The sequence below is a fragment of the Gynuella sp. genome (assembly GCF_050297175.1).
Classification (GTDB): Bacteria; Pseudomonadota; Gammaproteobacteria; order Pseudomonadales; family Natronospirillaceae; genus Gynuella.
In genome coordinates, this window is sequence record NZ_JBNKSF010000035.1 from 128,020 (window position 1) to 151,584 (window position 23,565).

A 23,565-nucleotide genomic window follows, 5' to 3' on the forward strand; every position below is an offset into this window, starting at 1 on the left:
ATTCGTCAATAAAGACATCAAATGCTGCAGACCGCTGCACCTTTTTTCACATTAGGCCGAGCATAGAATTGATCACGATAACGGACCACGTGAGCAAAGGATTCAGTTCCCAAGGTTTCATGCCCCTCATAAAAGTCCAGCGCCTTAACCCAGGGTGCAATAGCAATATCGGCAATAGTCATCTCATCACCCATAATCCATTCCCTTGCCTGTAAACGCTGATCCAGGACTGCCAGTATCCGTTTCGCTTCAGCGGTATAGCGTTCGAGCGCATAACTGTCGGTGGTTTTTTCGCGGGCAAATTTAAAGAAGTGACCAAACTGTCCAAACATAGGACCGACATGAGCCACCTGCAGAAACAGCCATTGAATGGTTTCCCAGCGCTCCGCAGGATCAGACGGCAGTAAATGCCCCGCTTTTTCCGCCAGGTACATCAGTATCGCACCCGACTCCATAAATGTGATCGGTTGACCACCGGGGCCATTCGGATCGATCAGAGCAGGTATTTTTGAATTAGGATTCAACTTTTTAAATTCATCATCAAACTGATCACCGGCCATGATATCGATCTTATGGGCCTCATATTCCAACCCCGTCTCCTCCAGCATTATGCCGACTTTTTGGCCATTGGGAGTGGCCAGTGAGTATAACTGGATAATATCAGGCCGGGTGGCCGGCCAGCGGCTGGGAAATAATATGCTCATTAGGAACCTCCTATTGTGGAATCTTCCTAGATGAGGATTTAGTTTCCTAAAACAACCATTTGAGAATCAGGTATCGATAAATTACTCAACACCCAAATGTATCAATCCGTTAATACCACCAGCATTCATAACCTCTTTAAAACCAGCACGTATCAAGACCGTTTTAGCCATTCCCGCCCTGGGTCCATTGGCGCAATAAACGACATAATGCTTACTGGCGTCCGGCTTCTGTTTGTCCAGAATTTCCGTCAATTGATCCAAAGGCCAGTTTACCGCACCGATAATATGACCATTCCGGAACTCCATAGGTGACCGGACATCGATCAATACCGCCCCTTCGGGCAACTGCAAAGGTTCGCGTTGCGATGATAGCCAGCTAAACATACTCATAAGTCACCTCAACTCATTATTGATATTTTTGAATATTACATTAGATTTTTCTAATTTAAAAATACATTTATTCCTGGCAGACAAATCGGACAGCATGGGTGACAGCGGGGGTTGGATAATTGAGAATGCCCCCTATTATGACAAATCGGTTTCAAGCGAGGTCTTATGAGCACACTAAATCTAGCTAAAGTCGGAAGCAAAGCGCCTGCATTCACGACAGAAAACCAACATGGCGAAAAGGTTTCCCTGAAAGATTTCAAGGGCAAGAAAGTGGTTCTTTATTTTTATCCAAAGGCCATGACACCAGGCTGTACCACTCAAGCCTGTGGTATTCGTGATCATCAGAAAGAATTCCAGCAGCTGAATACCGTTGTTCTGGGCATTTCACCTGATGCACCCAAACGGCTTATTAAATTTATCGAAAAAGAATCGTTGAACTTTGACCTGCTTAGCGATGAAGACCACAGCATCGCAGAAAAATATGGCGTCTGGGGCCTGAAAAAATTTATGGGCCGTGAATATGACGGTATCCATCGTATCACCTACATTATTGATGAAGATGGCAAAGTCGCTGCCGTCATGCCCAAAGTAAAAACCAAAACCCACCACGATGATGTATTGGCCGTCATCAGAAGCTTATAAGTCATAAACAGGAACATCGAATGATCGACAAACTTACCGAAAATTATCGGGATATCATCGTCCAACTGGGTGAAAACCCTGACAGAGAAGGGCTTCTGGATACTCCTCAGCGAGCAGCAAAAGCTATGGCTTTTTTGACTGAAGGATACAATCAGTCTCTGGAAGAAATTGTTAATGGTGCCATTTTTGAAAGTGAAATGGATGAAATGGTCGTCGTAGAAGGTATTGAGTTTTACTCTTTATGTGAACACCATTTGCTACCATTCATCGGTACCGCCAGTATTGCTTACATCCCCGATGGCAAAGTGCTCGGACTAAGTAAGTTCGCTCGTATTGTCGATATGTTTGCCCGTCGCCTGCAAATTCAAGAAAACCTGACCAGACAGATTGCGCATGCAATTAGTGATATTACCCAATGCAAAGGCGTTGGCGTCGTACTCGAAGCAAAACACATGTGTATGATGATGCGCGGCGTGCAAAAGCAGAACTCGGTAATGAGTACGTCCATGATGCTGGGTTCTTTCCGCAAGTCACAGGCCACTCGAAGCGAGTTTCTGACTCTGATTGGACAACGCAAACCATGAATACCGAAGCAAGGATCAGAATCAAAAATCTGCGCCTGAGAACGTTTATCGGAATTAAAGATGAGGAAATCAGGAACAGACAGGATATTGTCCTTAATGTCGTTATCCTGTTCGATGCCACTCAGGCCATCTGTTCAACTGACATCGAAACGACTCTGAACTATCGGACCATTACCAAGGAAATCATCAGCTTTGTTGAAAACAATCACTTCGCTCTGCTGGAGAAACTGACCAATGATGTCCTTGAGATGGTCATGAAATATTCTGAAGTGAAGCATGCAGAAGTTGAGATCGATAAACCACATGCACTCAGATTTGCAGATTCAGTTTCGGTTTCCCTGTCGCGGTCACGTTGACGCGATAAATTCAAAATATTACCTCACTCTACTGTCTGTTTAATTAACAACCAAACCATTTTTTTAACATAGAAAAGCAGCTTATCTGTTGCTTTTCTGACCAACAAAATGTGACACAAAACACATTCATAAAAAAAACCATCACCAAAACTTGATTAAACAATTTGTAAACGAATAGAATGATTAGCGTACTAGGGAATGTACGAAAGTTTGAAAGGATTCATGCACATCGCTTCTATTCATCAACTTATCTCACGGCATTCTCTAGCACCTATCTAATCTCAAAAAAAGTAGTTATAGGAAGAGAAAGCATGCCAAATTTACCATACAGGAAAACACTTCTGGCCGTATCCATTGCTTCCGCAGCATTGGCTATATCAGGATGTAACAGTGAAGATAGTTCAGACGGTTCATCTGCTCTCAGCTACGACAGCAGCAATACAGTTTCCAGCTCATCAGGTAACTTCGTTAATGTCACTGCCCCAAAAGGGACTATTACCGGTACAGTGATGGATACCAGAGGCAACTTCCTCTCTGGTGTCACAGTTGCAGTCGCAGGTCAATCCACGACTACAGATAGCAACGGTCAATATGTCTTCACCGACATTCCCGTCACCCAAACCGTCGAACTGGATGAAGAAAATATTTACAGCCAGGCTCTGAGCATTTCTATTTCTGCCGGATCTAACTATTTAAGCGCTACAGTTACCGTATTACCTACTGCACAGATTCTCGAAACTACCAGCAATGATGATGCTGACGACACTACCTCTACAACGACATTCGTGGATGGCTATATGGCTCAGGCTGGTACTGCGGTTCTGCCAGCACTAACCGTTGAAGCACCAGGCTTTTTGCGTCACTCTGAAACTGGCAGCCAAATTGCTGCAGCCACCGTTGGCGCCAGAGTCACTGCAGTTAACGGCATCGCCACAGAACAACCACAGAATGGTGTATCCACTTCTTATTCTTCCAATTTGATTACTACTCAAACAGGCACCGATGGAGAGTTTACCCTCTCAAACCTGCCTGAAGATTCAGAACTTAAATTGGTTGTCAGTGGTTATGATATTGACACCAGCATGTCTGACTCAATGCTAGACACCAACAACTACAACGACTCGCTTGATCTGCCTTCCAGAAACCTCTACGTCACCAAAGCGGATACCTCTGACACGATTGCACCATTCGTCACTAAAGTCGCTGAAGTTGTTGCGCAGTCTGCATCAACCGGTATGTTGAATGACGATGTGACCAATGTATTGACCATCAAATTCAGCGAAGCAATTGATAGCAACTATTTCGATACTGCTGACAACTCCATTGTCGTTCGCAATGTCAACGATGCTGCATATGTTGCTGTAACTTCCACTGAACTTTCAGGTGATGTATTAACAGTCACCCTGGCCGAAGATGTCATCGCAGGCAACACTTATAATGTCCTGCTGTTAAAAGCCGATCTACTTGACCTGGCAGGTAATGCGATTAAAACCGGCAGCGACATTGGCTATGACTCTGACAGCACCACAGCGACCGGATCTGAATATCTGAAACTGGTCATGAAGGCATATGACGAAGCCAATCAAAATGCCACTGCCCCTGATCTCAGCCAGCCGACAAAGGACAACAATGGTATCGATGATCTGGAACTGGTACAGGCAAAATCTCCAGCATTTGCTGACATCGATGACAGCAATCCTGGTATCCAGCAATTGAATGATACTTCTGACGATAACAATAACGGCAGTTACGATACCGCCGAACGCTTGAGTAACTTGGTTGCTACTCTGGCAGCAACCGCTGGATTAAATGAAACAGCCTCAGTAACGACCAACGTTGCCAGAGTGGAATTTACCGCGACAAACGCCAGCTACTACACTGTTGCTGTCGCTGGTGCCAACGGCGCTGACAAAACATCATCCGTCACATTCAACGTGTTGGACAATGCAACCTGGGGTACTGGAACTGAATTTACTGCTGACCAAGAAAATGGCGATATAGCCATGGTAGTCACCGGAGTAGTACCAGGAGACGTAGTCACCATTACACCGTATGACGACTTTGGTTATGCAGGTACGGCAAAATCCCTTGAGCTGGCAGATAACGTACCGCCAACAACCATTCTCCAGACAGCCTACGGTACTGGCAATGCAGACAGCGGCCAAGTGGTCAGCCTGCAATACGGTGACGGTGGTGAACAGTCCTCTCTGGATGATGCAGTTGTCGGTCTGCCATATTTTGATCTGACGCCACGTTTGCTGGGTGAAGTGAACGGCACTGGTACAGGTGATTATGAAGATAACCTGGCGCGCCTGTATGAATTCAATGCTACCAACAACCTGACCACCAACAACAGCGAAGTTGCTGCTGGTGAATACTTCATTGAACCCGATACTAACGTTTATGACGCCACTGCCTATACAGATTTTGCGGGCGGGTATAATTTCAATCGTAAAGTCGGTGTCGCTTTTTCTGAAGATGTTACATTGTTGGCAGAACCAGCATTCTCCGGCACAACAAGTCTGAGCAACTTCACAGCCAACAACGATGTTGTCATTGACGACAACGGCAGCTCTGTCAACGCTGACCTGGTTCAGTTTGAAATTGGCGACATTTACACTTTCGCTCTGACTGAGAATGGTTCACAACTCGACTTTAGCAGTGCAGTTAGTGACAGCAGCAGCAATGTTGCGGCCTCAGCGACAGATAACGGTGGAACAGTGATCGGTAGCCCATCAGTTATATTCCGTGATGAGATCCCTGCTCTGGTTACTTCTGCCATTTATAACGGTCGTGAATTTGTTATCACCTTCGATAAAGCCATCGACCTGTCTCAGGTAGAAGATCTTTCTAATGCCATGGAGTTGAACGGCGTTGCCATCGACCTGTCATCTGAAGACAACTATGAATGGGACGGCACCACCAACACCCTGACAGTTAAACTGGACGCCTACGGTCAGTTTTCCATTGCTACCGTTTTCGACCTGAAAAAATACAATGATGTGACTCCAAACTTGAGTGCATCTGTCAGCGGCGACGGCAGCAAATACCGTCATGGTGAACTGGATTTCAGCAACATCACCAACGCCAATGGTGCATCATGGGCTTACTACAATGACCTGGGCAGCAGCAATGAGGGTTATTTCGAACAACCAACCTTCGCCGCCGTCAACATTGTGGAAGACTTCGAAGATACTACTGGGTCTACTCTGTCAGCTGCTGGGAATACCAGTATCAGCGTAACCTATTCGTTTACACACGAACTGGATCTATCAAACGTTGACTACAACGCCAACACTGGCACCATTGATGAAACAGATATCCTGAACAATATGGTTACCTGGACAACATCTGGTACTGGAGACATTACGGATGCGGCATTCTCTGAGAACAAACTGAGCAATGGTGGGGTTGAATACACCTTCACATTTACTCTGGATGCAGCAGCTGTTGCAGGTGATACGTTAGTAGTTGATTTCTCTGGTGGTAGCAATACCAACACCAGTGATTATACCGGTGCAACTCTGACACCTAAAACCATTACTATCAACTAAGATAGAGATGACAACAAAAAAGCCCTTGAGCATGCTCAAGGGCTTTTTTTTTACGAAATACCTTGTCAATAAGTCTGCAAAACATACATCCAACCGGACTTGTTGACGAACTACTCTCCCAGATAGCGTTTGCGTTTATTCTCTTTTAATGCAGACAAATCCACCACAACAAAGCCATCCAGACAATATCCAAAATCAACATCTATATTAAATGCACAAAAAGTAACGCCACCTATTTCTGCTACTTCTGCATACTGTTTGTATAACGTAGGTACAGTTAATCCCATGCGCTTCAAACGCTCCTGAAGCTCCTTGAACTCCCCTCGATAATCTGCACCAAAGTGACATATTTCACGATATTTTTTGGGGATCTTGTAAGCGTTTTTAGGGGATACCCAGTTTTGACCATTATTAAAGTGACTGGCATAAAATGAAGCTATCAGCGCTTTAGCCCTTCCGGGTAATTGCCCACTGATTGATACAGGACCATACAAATAACGAATTTCGGGATGATATTTCAGGTATGCGCCAATACCATACCATAAATAATCAAGGCTGCGGTTACCCCAATATTTGGGCTGGACAAAACTGCGCCCAAGCTCCAAGCCTGAAGACAAAACCTCATCAAATGACGGATTAAATTGAAATAAAGTCTCAGTATAAAGGCTGGTACACTCTGATCTCTGACGTATTTTTTGTACATTACCCAGCCGATACGCCCCGACTATTTCCCGATTTCGCTCATCCCATAAAATGAGATGTTCATAATAAAAATCAAACTGATCAATATCGTAGGGCTTGCCTGAACCCTCTCCAACCGCACGAAAAGCAATTTCCCGCAAACGCCCCAATTCTTTGAGTAATGCAGTTTGTGAAGAGAACTGGCAGAGATAAATCTGTTTCCCATCACGTGTTTTTCCCAAACAGGGAAAACTACTGATTTCACCAGCAATTACGTCATTGGACTGAGGTTCAATAAGTTTTTGCAAAAATCTGAGCTGAATAACCTTTCCCTTACGGAAAAGCTGAACTCTGGGTAGGGATATTTTCCGGGGTTTTAGCTGAAATCCACTGAGTTTAAGTTGAGCCATATAATCATTACATATCTGTGACGACAACTTTCACTATATTTGGGATATGTAACACTCACATGACAAAAAGATAACAGAATTGTTTCCACAAACCACAGGTACCCGAATAGCTTACCGAAAAACAGCTTGTGACAGTCTCGAGCAACCAGGAGAGAAATGACGATCCTGCGAGTACTGCGCCATTAAAACACATATCAGAAACGTCTTTTGTTATGAATTCTTCAGCCGATTAGCCATCATTGCCTGTGGTTAATGGTGATTCTTCCCTGAATTACGTGACTAGCCCAACATAAATACACGTCGGATTAATATATCCATACAAAAATCAAGAATTATGTATAACCGAGTTATACGATACCGGTAACGACCATCCAGCAGGCACCAAACAACACTAGCGCCCAAAACATAGTTGAAACAATCCATTGATTCATATGAACATAACTGCCGTCGGATGATTTGTGGACCTGTCCGGTAAATAAAATATAAACCGCATGCAGGTAATACCCAGGCTTAAACAAAAATTTCAAGATGACTTCCATTGGATTCTCCTCGCTCAAAGGTTATTTTTTTATTGTTGTTATTATTAAAGTAGTTATAAGCTGCAATGTTTACAGCCTTAGTGCAAGGGAAATATGTGAGAATAATTAAATAATATAAGTCAACGTGTAGTAATAAAATTTAGAATTAAAAATAGCGAAACATACTAAACAATCGTATCGTGCTCTCATTATTTTGGAAAGAATCTCTAAATTAATATCAGCGAGGGAGACAAGATAATGTTCTGTAAGTATTTCACAGAGAACAGATATGAACTGCTCTGCAGGTCAGCGACAGGGACTCCCGCAGATAGCGGACCAAAAGCACGTGTTTAATAAGACATAAAGGTTCCTAAAATTTCACCTCGTCAATCACCCAGTTCTGGTTGCTATATTTCATTGAAAACTCAGCATGATAACCCTTCTTTAAATTTTCGCGCATGTGTAAGGCATCCAGATAATGATCAAACGCCGGCGCCCAGATCCACTCTGGTACGGATGCATATCGATACCGAAAAACACCATTTACCGTCCGTATATCTCCATCTACAGGCCAGGTTATCTGCTCCAGTTTTACAAAGCGTAATTCCGCAACAGCAAAACCAAGATCCCGATCAAATACATCCTTACCTTTAACGGCTAAATTAAATTCATATGCAGGAACGACCTGATATTCCGGCGTTGTAATTTCCAGAGACTTACCCGTGCGGATCAAAAACCCTTCCTGATATAAAACATCCAGCTTTTCCAACAGCTGAAATCTTCGGGTATCAACTGTGACCGGCATAGAAATTGGCAACCAGTAACGAACTTGAGAATTTATCCTTGCCCTCAATCTGTTTTGTGAAATTAGCCACATTTTCTGATGCTGAGCAGTCGTCACAAGTGGCCGGTTGTCCTGGGCCAGGACATGAGTGCAGTAGATAATTGAGATCAGTATCGAAAAAAAAAGTAAATTCCTTGCATGCCAAGCTTTTGCTCGTATTACTCGCATTCTATAACCTACTGATAGTTAAGCCATTTTCAAATGGGGATATAACTAAGCATATATATATGAAAAAAAAATAGTAGTGGCCGCCCCAGTCAATTACTGCAAATGCTATATTAGTAACACTGTTGATCGTAGCAGCAACAGATGGTGACTACTCCCATGTAGGCAAAAGCCACATGACCTTGCCGGACTCTCCCCCGATTCCGGCTTTTTTTTGTCTACAGCATTATGGTCATGGAAACACTCATTGCCCCTACTAAACCAATGTCTTTCCCCCAGCTAATCGGGTTTATTCACCTCCAACACTCCGCAACATCCATTATTGAAGATGAAAAAGCACACTACAAACCATAGAATAGCGCCGATTCTTCGTTAGGACATGCCCGTTTTGCACGCAACCAACCATTTACTCGACCGACACCGCGATCAGATTTCTGCCAACATTTGGTATCTCGCCATCCCCAAAGGCGCAGGTCCATTGCAGGATCTACCATTCAAATTTGCCAGCAGCGACAATGCGGCTGTCATCCATCAGTATCCCGATGGGACCATTCAAGCCGGGATAATCGCACCGGACACTCCAGTCGAACACATCATTCTCTACTATCCCAAATCTAAATCGGAGGCCGATATCCTGACCCGGCTGGCCTTATCAAAACTGGCACCTGGTGGCAGATTGTGGCTGACAGGAGAAAACAAGGGCGGTATTAAAACGGTTCCAAAATATTTCACCGCATTGGGCCTGACTGCCCGTAAAATTGATGCTGCACGCCACTGTTCACTGTTTGAGGTGATCAACGATGCGACCTTACCGGAAACCACACCGGAGATTCCGGTCAGTCATGTACAGACCGACAACGGCCTGACTATCTGCAGCTTTCCAGGTGTATTTGGACATTCCAAACTGGACCAAGGCAGCTTGTTGTTGCTGGAAAGTCTGCCGAGGTTGAGTGGCAAAGTTTTGGATTTCGGCTGTGGCAGTGGTCTGATCAGTGCCACTTTGCTGCAACGTCACCCCAACATCAACATGCATGCCAGTGATATCTCCTATAACGCTCTTCAGGCCACAGCATTGACACTGAAAACCAATGACCTGCCGAATGCGACATTATGGCATTCGGACGGTTTCAACCAGCTAGATCAGCGTTTTAATCACATTGTCTCAAACCCACCCTTCCATGAGGGTACCAAAACCGAGTATTCGGTCACCGAAACGTTTATCAAACAGGCCAAAACACGGCTGGCCAACGGCGGCTCACTTACCATCGTTGCCAATGGCTTTCTGAAGTATGAACCAGTGTTCGAGCAGACTTTTGGTCATTGCAATACACTGGCTCAGGCCAAAGGTTTTAAAATTCTTCAGGCATTTAACAGATAACTGCGATGGATATAAAACACCTGAAAACGCTGCGGGCCATACGGGATACCGGCAGCCTGGTAGAAGCAGCTGAGCGTATTTATCTGACTCAATCTGCCGTATCGCATCAAGTTCGGGAACTTGAAAACAGGCTCAATACAACCATCCTAAACCGCAAATCACGCCCGGTCAGCTTTACCCCTGCCGGTCAAAAGCTGTTGGCACTGGCAGATGAAATCCTACCGCGAATCAGTAATACGCTTGATGAAATACAGCAAATGGTGGGAGGAACTGCTGGTCGTCTGCACATAGCCATTGAGTGTCACAGCTGTTTTCAATGGTTGATTCCAAGTATCAATCAATATCGTGAAAGCTGGCCTGAGGTTGAACTGGACTTCTCCAGTGGCTTCAACTTTGAACCACTGCCTGCTTTGCAACAGAGTATGCTCGATCTGGTGGTCACCTCTGATCCCATCCCTTTGGAAGGGGTAAGTTACGAACCATTATTCCAGTACGAAAACAAACTGGCGGTTTCCATTCGTCACCCTTTGGCAAGTCAATCCCAGGTCTGGCCCGAACAACTAATGGAAGAGACCCTGATAACCTATCCCGTGGAAAAGGGGCGTTTGGATATCTATCGTGAGTTTTTGCTGCCAGCCGGAGTCAAACCCAAAGCCACGCGAACTGCAGAGCTCACTGTAATGATGATCCAGCTGGTTGCCAGCGGACGCGGCGTCTGCTGTCTGCCCAATTGGGCTCTGGCAGAATATCTAAACAAAGACCTGATTCACGCACTGAATCTGGGAGATGGGGTTTGGACAACTTTATATGCTGCCATCAGAACAGAGCAACTGAGCAGCAGCTACGTACAGGACTTTATCAGCAGTGCCCGGGAAAACTGTATGGAAAATCTGGACGGCATTGTTATCCAGGAAACATGAGTTCCCGGATAACATGGTCATTGGCTAGTACAACAGAGTGAACAGCTTACGTTGATATTCAACGGCCAGGGAGTCGCCTTTTCCAAGCGACTGGATAATCTCGATCATACTGGTTTTGGCAGCACCATCACGAAACCCTTTGTTTTTCAGCAGTATCTGATAAAGGTGTTCCAATGCTTCCCGGATACGACCATCGGAGTGATACTGCAAAGCCAGCTCATATTTCAAATCCTGATTATCCGGATCGCCATCCAGCTTATTCTGTAATTCTTTGATCTCCGGTGTCTCACTGGCCTTCTCAGCCAGATCCAGCAACCCCTTCAGTCGACGGTAGTCATCATCCTGGAACTGGAATGGAATCGCTTCTAGCAATACTGTCGCCTCTTCCAATCGCTTAGCCCGGATGTACACCTCAATCAACAGCCGTTCGATATCTGCTTCATGATCAGACATTTCATAGGCAGATTTCAACAGTGGCAGGGCCTCCAGATAATTCTCTTCCGCCATCAGGTTCTTAGCCAGATTGACATCTTCATCCCAGGCTTTGGGTAAATGACGATCCAGAAACTGGCGGACTTCTGATTCCGGCAAGGCTCCGGAAAACGCATCCACCCCCTGCCCATCTTTAAATAATGCAACGGTTGGCAGATTACGCACCCCAAACTGGGCCGCCAACTGGGGCTCTGCCTCAGTATCCAGTTTTGCCAGTAGAAACTGTCCACCGTATTCAGCCGCGAGGCGTTCCAGCACCGGCATCAATGCCTTACAGGGCGCACACCAGTCGGCCCAGAAATCTACCAGAACCGGACGCGCAAACGATTCTTCCCCTAAAATTTGCTGAATATTTTCACCCGTCAGATGAATCACATGTTCGTTCATATAAATGCCTGAGATTGTCGTTTATCAATAAGCTGACGCTGAATCTGGGGGCAGATCAAGAGATTACAACGCAGCTCGCCAAATTTGTGGCACACAGATACACTACCGGTTGGTATTTTGCTTTTCTGGAACAAATAAGGTTTTTATAGTTAATGCGACTCTCTCGAAAATTCCTATGGTCTGTCAGCACGGTTATCGTGTTGACACTCGCCGCAGGCAGTCTGGCCTGGGCAAAACTCGAAAAAGCTGACACAAACTCCGGTATTACAAAACCTGTCACCGATAACCGGGAGTATCAATGGCTACAACTGGATAATGGGCTAACCATTTTGGTTGTCTCGGATCCCAATGTTGAGTCAGCTGCAGCCGTTATGAACGTCGCAACAGGATCCTGGGCTAATCCCGACGACCGTCCCGGACTGGCACATTTTCTCGAGCACATGTTATTTCTGGGTACAGAAAAGTACCCGGAAGCTGATGAGTTCAGTGAATTCATCAGCGGCAATGGCGGCAGCCAGAACGCCATGACCATGTCAGAAAACACCATATATTTCTTTGATATCAATGCCGACCAGTTCCAACCGGCACTGGATCGTTTCGCCCAGTTTTTTACCGCGCCACTGTTTAATGAAGCGTATGTAGAGCGTGAACGCAATGCGGTTGATGCTGAATTTCACACCGGGCTGCTGGATGACAATCGACGTTACTTCGACGCATTAAGAGAGTCCGTCAATCCCCATCACCCCGCCAGCAAGTTCGCGGTCGGAAGCCTGGACACCTTGAAGCCTGAAGGCCTGCGTCAGGATCTGATCAACTTTTATCAGCAGCATTATTCAGCTGATCTCATGTCGCTGGTCATATACAGTCCTGCTCCAGTCCAACAGAGCGCAAAACTGGCCAGGGAATTGTTTTCATTGGTGCCACAACATCACACCATAGATACCGAACCAAAATTACCGTACTTCACCGATGCCCAGCTGCCACTACAGTTAAATGTCAAAACCATTAAGCAAACACACAAACTGATTTTGTCCTTTCCAGTCCCCGGCCCCAAAACCGATTTGAATACCCGGGCTCCATTTTTCATCAGCTGGCTGTTGAATCGCGATGCCAAGGGCAGTCTCAGTGACGTACTGAAATCCAGGGGATTGATAGAAAACCTCGGTGTCAACTTTGCTGACAACCGTGATGACCCGACTCTGCTCAACGTGAATATCCAGCTGACTCAGTTGGGGCTGAAACAAACCGATGAGGTTATTAGCCTGGTATTTGACGAACTACAACTGATTAAAGATCAGCAGGTAAAACCCTGGTTATACGAGGAAATGCAAAAGCTGCAGGAACTTCGTTTCCGCTTTCAGGAAAGCTACCGGCCAATTTCCTATGCCATGAGTCTGTCTAACAATCTCAAATATTATCCTGAAACACAGGTCCTCAGTGGTCCATACCGTTTTGGCGAATTCAACGAAAATGCCATCCAGCAATGGCTGCAATATCTCAAACCGGAAAACCTGGCACTCAGTCTGATGACTCCGGACATAAAAACCACTCGTAAGTCATCTTATTACAAGACCCCATATTCTCTGACCAAAATAAGCGATGACCGGATTAAGCGTTGGAGTAATCCCAGCATTGATAAAGATCTCGCTAACCCCGAACCAAATGCCTTTATTCCGACTGACCTGAATATTCTGCCTGGTGCCAAATCCACAAGTATACTGTATGACTTTGCACCGGACCTGTATATCGATAAGCCAGGGCAAACACTGTGGTTCCTGCAAAGCAACAAGTTCAACACCCCCAAAGTGGATTTAAGAGCCAGACTGCAAAATACCTGGTTCAGCGCCAATGCCAGCAATCAGATCAAAACACTGTTATATCTGGAGCTGGTTAAGGATTCGCTGTTGGATATCGCCGATGAAGCCTCACTCGCAGGGCTGGGATATAAGTTATGGCAGGAACAACAGGGTGTCTCGATTCGGGTCTATGGCTACAACGACAAGTTACCTTTATTTGTGGATAACATCATCAACGAACTGGTTACGCTGAAAATCAGGCCAGACCGTTTTGAAGCACTCAAAGCCGAACTACTCAGAAAATTTGATAATCAGAAAAAAGAACGTCTGCTCAATCAGTTGTACCTGCAGGTATATGATCTGATGGACCCCAACTTTCTGACCAGTGAAGAGATTATTCCGGAACTCAAGAAACTGACACCGAAAGATCTGGAAGTGGTACGTGAACAATTCAGCGGCAAAACCAAACTGCTGGATCTGATTCATGGCAACATGACAGAAAACCAGGCGATAAGTCTCAGCAATCGTATCGCCGCCAACTTCCAGACAGTGGCCGCCGAAACCAATGCCGACGAAGTTATCAAACTCAATAGCGAGACTTCTTATCTGGATGTGGACTCTGATGATTCGGACTCTGCCATCATGATTTACTATCAGGGCGAAGACAGCGATTATCGTGATCTGGCCATGTTCATGTTGCTCAACCAGCTGTTACAAAATCAGTTTTTCACTCAATTGAGAACGGAAAAACAACTGGGTTATGCGGTATATACCCGTAACTTGAATTTTGAGAAAGTGCCAGGCCTTGCGTTTGTCATTCAGTCTCCGGAAACGGATCCCGGCCTGTTGCAACTGCATATTGAAAAGTTCCTGAATGAAGCGCCACAATGGCTTCAAAAACTCTCTGAAGATGAGTTCAACAAGAATAAACAAGGGTTAATCAGCAACCTGACTGAGCCGGACAAAAACCTGCTTGAAGCCGGCACCCGCTATTGGCACAACCTGCATTACGACAATTATAACTTCAATGAACAACGTCGTATCGCTCGGGAAATGAATGCCATTACGCTGGATGGCGTGTTGAAATTTATGGAAATCAGTATCCTGAATGACAATGCCAAGCGACTGGTTGTGTACCACATCGGCAAAGGACATGAAGAGGACTACAGACAGCACCGGGTCATTCATGCCGGAGAAAAAATCATTAGTTCAACGGAAGGTTTCCAGAAAGGCAAGGGAACTTTCAGTTTTGCCGATGGCAAACTGTAAACAATCAATATCAGATTAAAATGGATTCAGCAGTCCTTAAACGACCGGCTTGAATCCATTTTCAAAGCATTATTCCTGGTACACATGATTATCAGGCATCATATTCGACATAGTGCGGACGATCAGTCCGCTCTGCCTGCCACTCGATTCAATTGACTCAGTAAACATCTTCCGACCGCTGATCAGAAGTTTCGGACAACAATGGCAGCAACACCAGAAACTCAAACTGCCCGCCATCCCGAATCTCATGTGTGATCTGTCCACCCATTGACTTGACCAGTGCCTGAACAATCACAGGTGACAGACCTGGGCTGATATCCCTACCATCAGAGTCCTGGAGCTGCAAATACTGCATGAATAATTGCTGAAGCTGAGAAGCATCCAGCTCTCGACTGTTCATCACCAGTTGTATCCGCACCACTTCACTCATTTCGGCATCATGATAGGAAATCAAGTGAATATTGATTTGCGTGCCGGCACTGATCCGTATTGCCGTTTCCAATAAACGGTGTGTAAAGTTTTCAAGCTGATCACGGTGAGCATAAACATTGATTTGCTCTTCTTCATTTTCAACCACGACCGTTACCCCAAACGTTTGAGACAATGGTTCAAGGCGGACAATTTCTTTCTCTAGCAGATGCTCAAAGCGAACAGACTCCTTAGGACCTTTAAGCTCATTGAGATGAAACAATCCCAGCACCCCAAGATCTTTCGCGTACTTACTGAGAAGCTCAGTCCGGTTCACAAATTCATCACTGACCACTCCGGCCAACTGTGCAACCTCCTGCTGCTGCTCATCCATAGCGGCCTCAAGAATTTCGGCCATACGCACCAGCAGACGATCTTTATTCTCCACCTCTTTCATCATCATACGGCGCTGGGCAATCGCTGTGGACGCGTCATATTCGAGCTTTTCGGCAGTCAGGTGATTTTCTTCCAGAATCCGTTTCAGACGAGTCTGTTCTTTACGCAGCTGATCCCCTAACGTCCGGCTGCCAGCCGCTGCCATCAGTCCAGACAACAGGACCAATACCAGAATGGCCAAAGTGATTGCCACCAGAACACTATTCTGACGAGTCAACAACGTGGTGTAAAAGACGATCAGCCCCAGCAACAATACACCCGAAAACGCAAAACACAGTCTCACCCAATGCTGTCTGGACATGGCATTCCTTATTTATTATCAAACAAAATTAATTTGGTAGCGTGCTTAAGAGTAGCCCAGTAAACAGACTCAGGATAGCAGAGAATGTGAAATTAAAAGGGTTTCCAGAACAGAAACAACCTCTGTAGAAAGCAGAAAACCCGATGATCAGATCACCGGGTTAGTCATCACTGACAATCAGATACTTTTGGCCTGAATTCGAGCAGACCACTCCTGAGGTCCGGTTTTATGTACGGATGTTCCCTGGGAATCCACCGCCACCGTTACCGGCATATCTTTCACCTCAAACTCATAAATCGCTTCCATGCCGAGATCTTCAAACGCAACCACTTTGGCTTTCTTAATGGCTTTGGAAACCAGATATGCGGCTCCACCTACAGCCATGAGATAGACTGATTTGTGCTTCTTAATGGCATCAATGGCAATGTCACCACGCTCAGCTTTACCAATCATCCCGATCAGACCGGTTTTCGCCAACACGGTTTCCGTAAACTTGTCCATCCTGGTTGCCGTTGTCGGACCAGCCGGCCCCACCACTTCATCAGCGACCGGATCAACCGGTCCGACGTAGTAGATCAGCTTGTTGGTGAAATCCACCGGTAATTCTTCGCCCTTGGAAATCATATCCACCAGACGTTTATGTGCCGCATCACGTCCCGTCAGGATAGTGCCATTCAGCAGCAGCGTCTGTCCGGGTTTGAATTCAGCCACTTTTTCAGGCGTCAGCTCATCGACATTCACAGTCAATGCCGTTGGACCCGCATCCCAGGTGATGTTGGGCCAATCATCCAGATTCGGAGGCGTCAACTCTGCCACACCGGAACCATCCAATGTGAAGTGCACATGCCGTGTCGCTGCGCAGTTTGGAATAATAGCCACCGGTTTATTGGCCGCATGGGTCGGACAATCCATGACTTTAACGTCCAGCACAGTTGTCAATCCACCCAACCCCTGAGCTCCAACTCCCAGTTGATTCACTTTTTCATACAGCTCAATGCGCAACTCTTCAGCACGAGTACTCGGACCTCTGGCAATCAGCTCCTGGATATCAATCGGCTCCAGCAACGCCTCTTTGGCCATCAGCATGGCTTTCTCTGCTGTCCCACCAATACCGATACCGAGCATACCTGGTGGACACCAGCCGGCACCCATCTGCGGGATCATTTTCAATACCCAATCCACAACCGAGTCAGATGGATTCAGCATGGCAAATTTGGATTTGGCTTCACTGCCACCACCTTTGGCGGCCACATGAACCTCCAGCTTATCGCCAGGAACAATTTCGGTATGGATCACCGCGGGTGTATTGTCTCTGGTGTTTTTACGGGCTCCGTCAGGATCAGCCAGGACAGATGCACGCAATACATTATCTGGTAGCAAATATGCCCTGCGGACACCTTCATTCACCATATCTGCCAGACTCATATCCCCTTCAAAACGAACATTCATACCGACTTTCAGGAATACCGTTACAATTCCGGTATCCTGACAGATCGGCCGATGCCCTTCTGCACACATACGTGAGTTGATCAGAATCTGTGCCATAGCATCCTTGGCCGCTTGAGATTCCTCTCGCTCATAGGCCTGATGAACAGCCTGAATAAAATCTTTTGGGTGATAGTAGGAAATAAATTGCAAAGCATCGCAGACGCTTTGCATCAAATCATCCTGCTGAATAGTGGTCATGGATAACTCCTGTCTGGAAGTGCCAATATTGGACATTGCCGGTTGCCTGGGCCTGATAAATCGGGGGAGGACCAGTTTCAGTCGAGGTGTCCCGGAAAACCATGCAACGGTAGCAAATTCGAGGCTAGTATAAACCGCCATACATCAATAGCACAGGCAACTACATTAAAGATTGTCATCAAAGAATGTGCAGACATGGAGAGTTTTGCCTCCACCATTAACAACACATCAATAATCAAAAAAGCTACTGGTTCCACCGATCTGGCTCATTTAATTTTATCAGCTGAACGCGCATGCTATAACAACATCATGCTCCGGGGGCGTTCATTCCCCCGAATCCACAATAATAAACGGGAGCCATTAGCGATGAACCACATTCATATTACCCGACAGGACACTCTGCTTGAGATTGAACTGAACCGTCCGGAGAAGCGTAATGCGCTGACGACTGCCATGTATCAGCAGTTGACCGATACCCTGATTGAAGCCAGAAAGGACGACGGAATCCACGTGGTACTGCTTAATGGCCAGCCATTCTGCTTTACCGCAGGGAATGACCTAACCGATTTCCTGGAGCAATCTGACCTGAACACCAATGCCCCAGTGTTTCAGTTCCTGAGAACGGTGGCGGAATTTCCCAAACCGTTTATCTGCGCAGTTAATGGCCCTGCAGTCGGCATTGGCACGACCATCTGTCTGCATGCAGATCTGGTTTATTGCGGTGAAAGCGCCGAGTTTCAGCTACCGTTTGTCAAACTGGGCCTGGTGCCGGAGTTCGCTTCCACCTATCTGCTACCGGCAATGCTAGGGCATGCAAAAGCGTTTGAGTTACTGGTTTTGGGAGAAATATTTGACGCAGAAACCGCCAAACAACTCGGCATTGCCAATGCAGTATTCGGCGACGAACACTATCTGACAGCCGCTAAACAAAAAGCCATGAAGCTGGCCAAACTGCCGGTCGAAGCCGTCAAGCAGAGCAAAGCACTGCTGAAGCACCACTCTATCCATACGGCACTTGAAACCATCGAACGTGAAGGGGAAGTATTCGGCCGGCGGCTACAAAGCGAAGAAGTCCGCCAGATACTCGCCGGCTTTTTTACTCAGAAATCATAATCAGGACCCTACGGAAGTTCTGAAAAACAGGAATATTTTTGATGCAGGCTAGGGCCTGCGCAAAAATAGGCCATTTTTCAGAGGTTCCCTAGCAGTGCCTGTCGCTGTAACAGCAGGTGCTGCTCAATCTCACTCCACAGAACTTCATCTTCCGGACTTTCGAGGCGATATTGCTGCAACTGATCCAAAGCCTGTTCACCCGTACGCGGACAACCACTGGTCTGCTGAGTAAACACTTCCCGACACCGTTCAAGCCAGCGCTGTTTTTCTTCTCCCTGCAACGTATTGGGATAGTTTCTGGCCCGCAGGCGAAACGCCAGCGTATTCAACCGGGCATCGCTGAAATGTCCGCTAAACTCCGCCATCTGCTCTGGAGCAAGGCTGCGAAACGTAGACATCAGACTTTTGTCGGCATCGTTAATAAACCCGGCATATAAAGCCTCATCCGGATCGACTTCGGGCAGTGGTTCACGGCTGTAAATCTCAGCGATTTTCTGATCCATATGCGGTATCTGCTGTAACTTGGCCGCATGCTGGCGCAAACGATCAAGATCAAAACCAAAGCGCTGAGCGACATCCTGATCCAGCATTTTTACCGGAACCACCATCGGACTCTTATTGGTATGAATACTCTTCAGACCAATACGCTCAACCCCTTCCGGCAAATCTGCCGTAGCAGTAAACAAACGTTGGCTGATTTCTTCAGCGCTTAACTGCAGCAACAGTTCCGGATCCTGATCCAGGTTAAAACAGATGATTTCATTACGATTGAGCGGATGAACACCAATGGGTGCAACCACCGCCATACACCCCTGCTCCACCGGAAACATTCCAGAGATATGCAGCACCGGCTTGCGGTGAATAAAATCAAACTGTTCCTGTACTGTTTGTTTCTGCCTTAACGAAAAAGCAAAATCGAACAATCTGGGCTGTACCGACCGGATCAGACGGGCAAATGCAATCGTTGCCTTCACATCGCTTACAGCATCATGCGCCGACTCGTGCTGAATACCATTAGCCTGGGTCAACAACTCCAGGCGAAAGCTGGTTTTGCCATCCAGTCCCGTAGGCCACTGAATACCCTGAGGGCGCAACGCATAAGTCAGGCGCGCAACATCCAGTAAATCCCAGCGTGAATTGCCATGCTTCCATTCGCGTTCATAGGGATCGAGTAAATTCCGGTAAAACAAAAATCGGGTCAGCTCATCATCGAAACGAATACTGTTATAACCCAGCGTACAGGTTTGCGGCTGACTCATCTGCGCTTGAATCACATTGGCAAACTCCAGTTCACTCATCCCCTGCGCCAGTGCGGTTTTGGGCGAGATATGCGTAATCTGACAGGCCCCGGGATCAATCACCGTATCCAGAGCAGGCTTGCATAATATGTCAATCGGCTCACCTATCTGATTCAACTCCATATCGGTACGCACAGCCGCAAACTGAGCGGCCCGGTCCCGCCTGGGATCGCTTCCCCAGGTCTCATAGTCATACCAAAGCAAAGTTGCGCTCAATCGGGTACTCCTTTCTTCAAACAGTCGTTGTACACTATGCCACAGATTAACGGCTGGCATCCAAATCTGTGCTTAGCGGACTATTGCAAAATAAGCGCACTATCGCCAGGATCTCCTTCGACAAACCATAACAAGAATCACAAATAACATGGAAACAGCCATAAACCGGATTCACAAACAAATCATCAACCCAAACTAACCAACTCCAGAAATACCTTTATTTCTTGGGACACACGGAGCATAACAGCATGGTAATCAGCAAGTTTTTTAAGAAACAAAAAAAACAGACCCAGCCTGAAATAAAACCTTCTCAGCCAGCCCCATCCTCGACGGATACTCTCATTGCAAAGATAAAGACAGTCACCGATCCGTCAGAACTGTTAACCACAGCCCAGCAGTCTGACGAAGCTTTGCAGAAAGCCGCCAAGAACCGTTTCGCGGCGTTGATTGACGAAGGACAGCTGACTCCGGAACAACTGTCTGCGCTAACCGTAGACACTGGCCTGATCCTCAGTATCCTTGCCTTTTCCAAACAAAAGAACCTATTGGAGCAACAGCTGGCCAGCCTCAGCCAGCAGCAATTGTGTGAACAGGCCATAAAAGGCGGTACTGCAGAGCTTCGTAAAACCGCCGCCGGACTATTGACTGAAGCAGATATTCTGGAACAACTGATCAAAGCCACCAAAGGCAAAGATAAAACCGTTTACCGGATTGCCAAAGACAAGCTCAACGAAATTCAGGAGCATCAGGCCGCCGAAACCGCTCGCCGGGCGGCACTCCAACAGCTGCTCGACACTGCCGAAAAACTCGCAAATACGCCGTTTGATCCACTGCTCAATGGCAAAATCAAAAACCTGCAACTCCAATGGCAGGAACTCGACATCGAGCCCACTGAAGCCCAACAACAACAGTTTGACGACGCTTTAACCAGCGCTCAGAAAACCTATGACGAGCACATGGAACAGCAGGCTGCCGAGGAAGAACTTGCCAAAACACCGGTTGAGCCGGAACCCGTGGAAGAAGCTCCAACACCGGTTGTTGAACCCGGCCGCTTCATCGAAATCCGTAAAACATTGCACCAGGTGTTAACTGATCAGATTCTCGCCATGATTGAAAGCGAGGAAATTACCGAGGCAATGCTAAATCATGCAGATGAAGTATTAACCGAAAGTCAAAATGAATGGCGCACGACCGAAGAAGAACAAAAAGCCAGTAAAGAAGAATTCCGTGCTTTCAGCCATCTCTGTACCGAATACGAACAGCTGCTGCTGGCATTCCGCAGTCTGGACAGTTTTGCCGACCTGGTGGACCAATGCGAGCAGGATCCAGAATCTTCAGCCGTGGAAGTACTGGATCAAATACTCCATCACCTCGATTTTCTGGCATCAGATAATCAACCGGTCGTGGTACAGCACGCGCAAACCGTTCTTAAAGGTATCGAAGCAAGACAAGAACAATACAAGAAAGAACAGCACCAACAGATCGGTCATATTCGTGGTCTCATTCGCAAAGGTCACTGGGCCATTAATCAGGGACATCTGCGCCAAGCCGCCGGTATCACTCATGCCATCGAAGAAAAAGCAGGTCATCTGGATCGCATTCCTCAGTCTTTGAAACAACAGATCACCCAGCTGAGCGAAGATCTGGAAAAACTGCTGGACTGGCAGGATTTCGCAGTATTGCCGAAGAAAAAAAATCTGTTGGATAAAATGCAGGCTCTGGTGGGGTCAGATCAACACCCGGAAGCCATCGCCAATCTGATCAAACGCTTCCAGGATGAATGGAAACTACTTAGTAAAGGCAGTCAGGGGCATCATCAGGAGTTATGGGAAAAGTTCCATGCCGCTGCCCAGGAAGCTTATCAACCCTGCAAAAAATGGTTCGAAGAACAGGCTGAAATGCGGCGCCGGAACCTGGCATCAAGACAAAAACTGGTCTCGGAACTTAACACCTTTTTTCAGGCCATACCGGAACAACCCGACTTCAGTGCCATCGAAAAAGCCATTAATGTCGCCAAACAACAATGGCGTACTTACTCGCCCGTAGAGCGGCAGGCCAACAAGCCAGTACAACAGGCGTTCGATAAGGTCATGAGCGATATACAGGGAACATTGAATCAACAATACCAGGCAGTGAAAGAGCAGAAAAAAGACATTGTTGAAAAAGCCCGTGAATTGCTGGAGCTGGACAACTTTAAAGCGGCAACCAATAAAGCCAAAGAGCTGCAAAAAGAATGGCAGGAAGCCGGTAAGACCTGGCGTAAAGAAGAACAGAAGTTGTGGAAAGAATTCCGTGCAGTCTGCGACGAGCTGTTCGGCCGCCGTGACGAACACAACCGCCAGATGCAGGCAGAGTTCGACAAAGCCGGCGAACAGGCACAGGCGTTGATACAACAGGCAGAACAGTTACTGAGCAACGACCAACTCTCGGTTCAGGAATTGAAACAGCAAATCAATCACCTTTCCCACGAGTTTACGGCACTGGGTCGCCTGCCGCGCCAGAATCAGTCATCACTGCAGAAAAGCTGGGAGACTGCTGAACAAGCAGTGCAACACCTGATTAGCAGCAAAGACAAAAGCGTGCGTGTGGATGAGTGGTCACTGTTCGATCAGCTTATACAGAGCGATGAAGCAATCGACCAAGTAAGCGCACACACCTGGCGTCATGTCCCCGACTCAGTGGTAAAAGCGGTTTCCAACCGCCAGGCTGCCGATGCCAAAACCACGCAATCATTGTTGATACTGATGGAAATCATGGCTGGACTAGACTCTCCTGAGAGTGATGCCAGTCTAAGAATGCAAATACAGGTGGAACGTCTGCAGCAGGGTATGACGCAAAATCACCACAACCAGGAAGACTTTTCTAAATTGTTGACTCAATGGTATGCCATGCACCCCATTGATCCGGCTTTTCAGGAGAGATTTTTGGCTGCTCGTAACACTTACTTAAAAATCGAATAAAAAATTCTTTTTTTTCAATAGGTTAGTGTTGACAAGA

Annotated in this window: 18 protein-coding genes; 9 read left to right on the top strand and 9 right to left on the bottom strand. The window is 46.6% G+C overall.

The annotated features are described in order from the left end of the window. Nucleotides 1–17: 17 nt before the first annotated feature. Together ACQY6I_RS13730 and ACQY6I_RS13735 are read right to left on the bottom strand one after the other, a co-directional pair. Nucleotides 18–704, bottom strand: a complete 687-nt coding sequence (locus ACQY6I_RS13730; RefSeq protein WP_428242062.1) for a glutathione S-transferase N-terminal domain-containing protein — start codon at nucleotides 702–704, stop codon at nucleotides 18–20. An 81-nt stretch (nucleotides 705–785) separates the two neighbouring features. Further along, nucleotides 786–1,094: a rhodanese-like domain-containing protein gene (locus tag ACQY6I_RS13735; protein WP_428242063.1), complete on the bottom strand. Its 309-nt coding sequence runs from the start codon at nucleotides 1,092–1,094 to the stop codon at nucleotides 786–788. A 165-nt stretch (nucleotides 1,095–1,259) separates the two neighbouring features. On the opposite strand from ACQY6I_RS13735, the gene bcp reads away from it, so the two are divergent. The 4 genes from bcp to ACQY6I_RS13755 all read left to right on the top strand — a co-directional run bounded on the left by bcp (nucleotide 1,260) and on the right by ACQY6I_RS13755 (nucleotide 6,230). Next, a complete protein-coding gene (gene bcp / locus ACQY6I_RS13740) occupies nucleotides 1,260–1,736 on the top strand; it encodes a thioredoxin-dependent thiol peroxidase (RefSeq protein WP_428242064.1) in 477 nt (158 codons plus the stop codon). A gap of 20 nt (nucleotides 1,737–1,756) precedes the next feature. Further along, the gene (gene folE / locus ACQY6I_RS13745; RefSeq protein WP_044618591.1) at nucleotides 1,757–2,320 is read left to right on the top strand and encodes a GTP cyclohydrolase I FolE; all 564 of its coding nucleotides are present in this window, start codon (nucleotides 1,757–1,759) and stop codon (nucleotides 2,318–2,320) included. After that, entirely contained in the window at nucleotides 2,317–2,676 is a 360-nt protein-coding gene (gene folX / locus ACQY6I_RS13750; RefSeq protein WP_428242065.1) for a dihydroneopterin triphosphate 2'-epimerase, read from the top strand. The genes folE and folX overlap by 4 nt, the downstream gene beginning before the upstream one ends. Before the next feature lie 311 nt (nucleotides 2,677–2,987). After that, nucleotides 2,988–6,230 carry a carboxypeptidase regulatory-like domain-containing protein gene (locus ACQY6I_RS13755; RefSeq protein WP_428242066.1) on the top strand — a complete coding sequence of 1,081 codons (3,243 nt, stop codon included), beginning with the start codon at nucleotides 2,988–2,990 and terminating at the stop codon, nucleotides 6,228–6,230. 110 nt (nucleotides 6,231–6,340) lie between these two features. Here ACQY6I_RS13755 and ACQY6I_RS13760 read toward each other — a convergent pair whose 3' ends face one another. The 3 genes from ACQY6I_RS13760 to ACQY6I_RS13770 form a co-directional block, all read right to left on the bottom strand. Next, a complete protein-coding gene (locus ACQY6I_RS13760; RefSeq protein ID WP_428242067.1) occupies nucleotides 6,341–7,321 on the bottom strand; it encodes a GNAT family N-acetyltransferase in 981 nt (326 codons plus the stop codon). Nucleotides 7,322–7,668: 347 nt separating this feature from the next. Beyond that, entirely contained in the window at nucleotides 7,669–7,860 is a 192-nt protein-coding gene (locus tag ACQY6I_RS13765; protein WP_428242068.1) for a hypothetical protein, read from the bottom strand. A 349-nt stretch (nucleotides 7,861–8,209) separates the two neighbouring features. Continuing rightward, a complete protein-coding gene (locus tag ACQY6I_RS13770) occupies nucleotides 8,210–8,644 on the bottom strand; it encodes a hypothetical protein (RefSeq protein WP_428242069.1) in 435 nt (144 codons plus the stop codon). A gap of 592 nt (nucleotides 8,645–9,236) precedes the next feature. Between ACQY6I_RS13770 and ACQY6I_RS13775 the strand changes: the two genes are divergently transcribed. Both ACQY6I_RS13775 and ACQY6I_RS13780 read left to right on the top strand, forming a co-directional pair. Further along, nucleotides 9,237–10,226 (top strand): methyltransferase, encoded by a 990-nt coding sequence (locus ACQY6I_RS13775; RefSeq protein ID WP_428242070.1) that lies wholly within the window; start codon nucleotides 9,237–9,239, stop codon nucleotides 10,224–10,226. Between the two features lie 5 nt (nucleotides 10,227–10,231). After that, nucleotides 10,232–11,146, top strand: coding sequence for a LysR family transcriptional regulator (locus tag ACQY6I_RS13780; protein WP_428242071.1), 915 nt, complete (start codon nucleotides 10,232–10,234; stop codon nucleotides 11,144–11,146). Between the two features lie 24 nt (nucleotides 11,147–11,170). On the opposite strand, the gene ACQY6I_RS13785 is transcribed toward ACQY6I_RS13780, so the two are convergent. Beyond that, nucleotides 11,171–12,025, bottom strand: a complete 855-nt coding sequence (locus ACQY6I_RS13785) for a tetratricopeptide repeat protein (protein WP_428242072.1) — start codon at nucleotides 12,023–12,025, stop codon at nucleotides 11,171–11,173. A 152-nt stretch (nucleotides 12,026–12,177) separates the two neighbouring features. Between ACQY6I_RS13785 and ACQY6I_RS13790 the strand changes: the two genes are divergently transcribed. Continuing rightward, nucleotides 12,178–15,090, top strand: coding sequence for an insulinase family protein (locus ACQY6I_RS13790; RefSeq protein WP_428242073.1), 2,913 nt, complete (start codon nucleotides 12,178–12,180; stop codon nucleotides 15,088–15,090). Nucleotides 15,091–15,247: 157 nt separating this feature from the next. On the opposite strand, the gene ACQY6I_RS13795 is transcribed toward ACQY6I_RS13790, so the two are convergent. Both ACQY6I_RS13795 and ACQY6I_RS13800 read right to left on the bottom strand, forming a co-directional pair. Beyond that, nucleotides 15,248–16,255 carry a hypothetical protein gene (locus ACQY6I_RS13795; RefSeq protein ID WP_428242074.1) on the bottom strand — a complete coding sequence of 336 codons (1,008 nt, stop codon included), beginning with the start codon at nucleotides 16,253–16,255 and terminating at the stop codon, nucleotides 15,248–15,250. 177 nt (nucleotides 16,256–16,432) lie between these two features. After that, on the bottom strand, nucleotides 16,433–17,941 hold the full coding sequence (locus ACQY6I_RS13800; protein ID WP_428242075.1) for a fumarate hydratase: 1,509 nt from the start codon (nucleotides 17,939–17,941) through the stop codon (nucleotides 16,433–16,435). A 366-nt stretch (nucleotides 17,942–18,307) separates the two neighbouring features. Between ACQY6I_RS13800 and ACQY6I_RS13805 the strand changes: the two genes are divergently transcribed. Next, on the top strand, nucleotides 18,308–19,054 hold the full coding sequence (locus ACQY6I_RS13805; protein WP_428242076.1) for an enoyl-CoA hydratase: 747 nt from the start codon (nucleotides 18,308–18,310) through the stop codon (nucleotides 19,052–19,054). Nucleotides 19,055–19,131: 77 nt separating this feature from the next. Here ACQY6I_RS13805 and sbcB read toward each other — a convergent pair whose 3' ends face one another. Continuing rightward, nucleotides 19,132–20,568, bottom strand: a complete 1,437-nt coding sequence (sbcB, locus tag ACQY6I_RS13810; RefSeq protein WP_428242077.1) for an exodeoxyribonuclease I — start codon at nucleotides 20,566–20,568, stop codon at nucleotides 19,132–19,134. Nucleotides 20,569–20,816: 248 nt separating this feature from the next. On the opposite strand from sbcB, the gene ACQY6I_RS13815 reads away from it, so the two are divergent. After that, on the top strand, nucleotides 20,817–23,528 hold the full coding sequence (locus ACQY6I_RS13815; protein ID WP_428242078.1) for a DUF349 domain-containing protein: 2,712 nt from the start codon (nucleotides 20,817–20,819) through the stop codon (nucleotides 23,526–23,528). Nucleotides 23,529–23,565 lie beyond the last annotated feature (37 nt).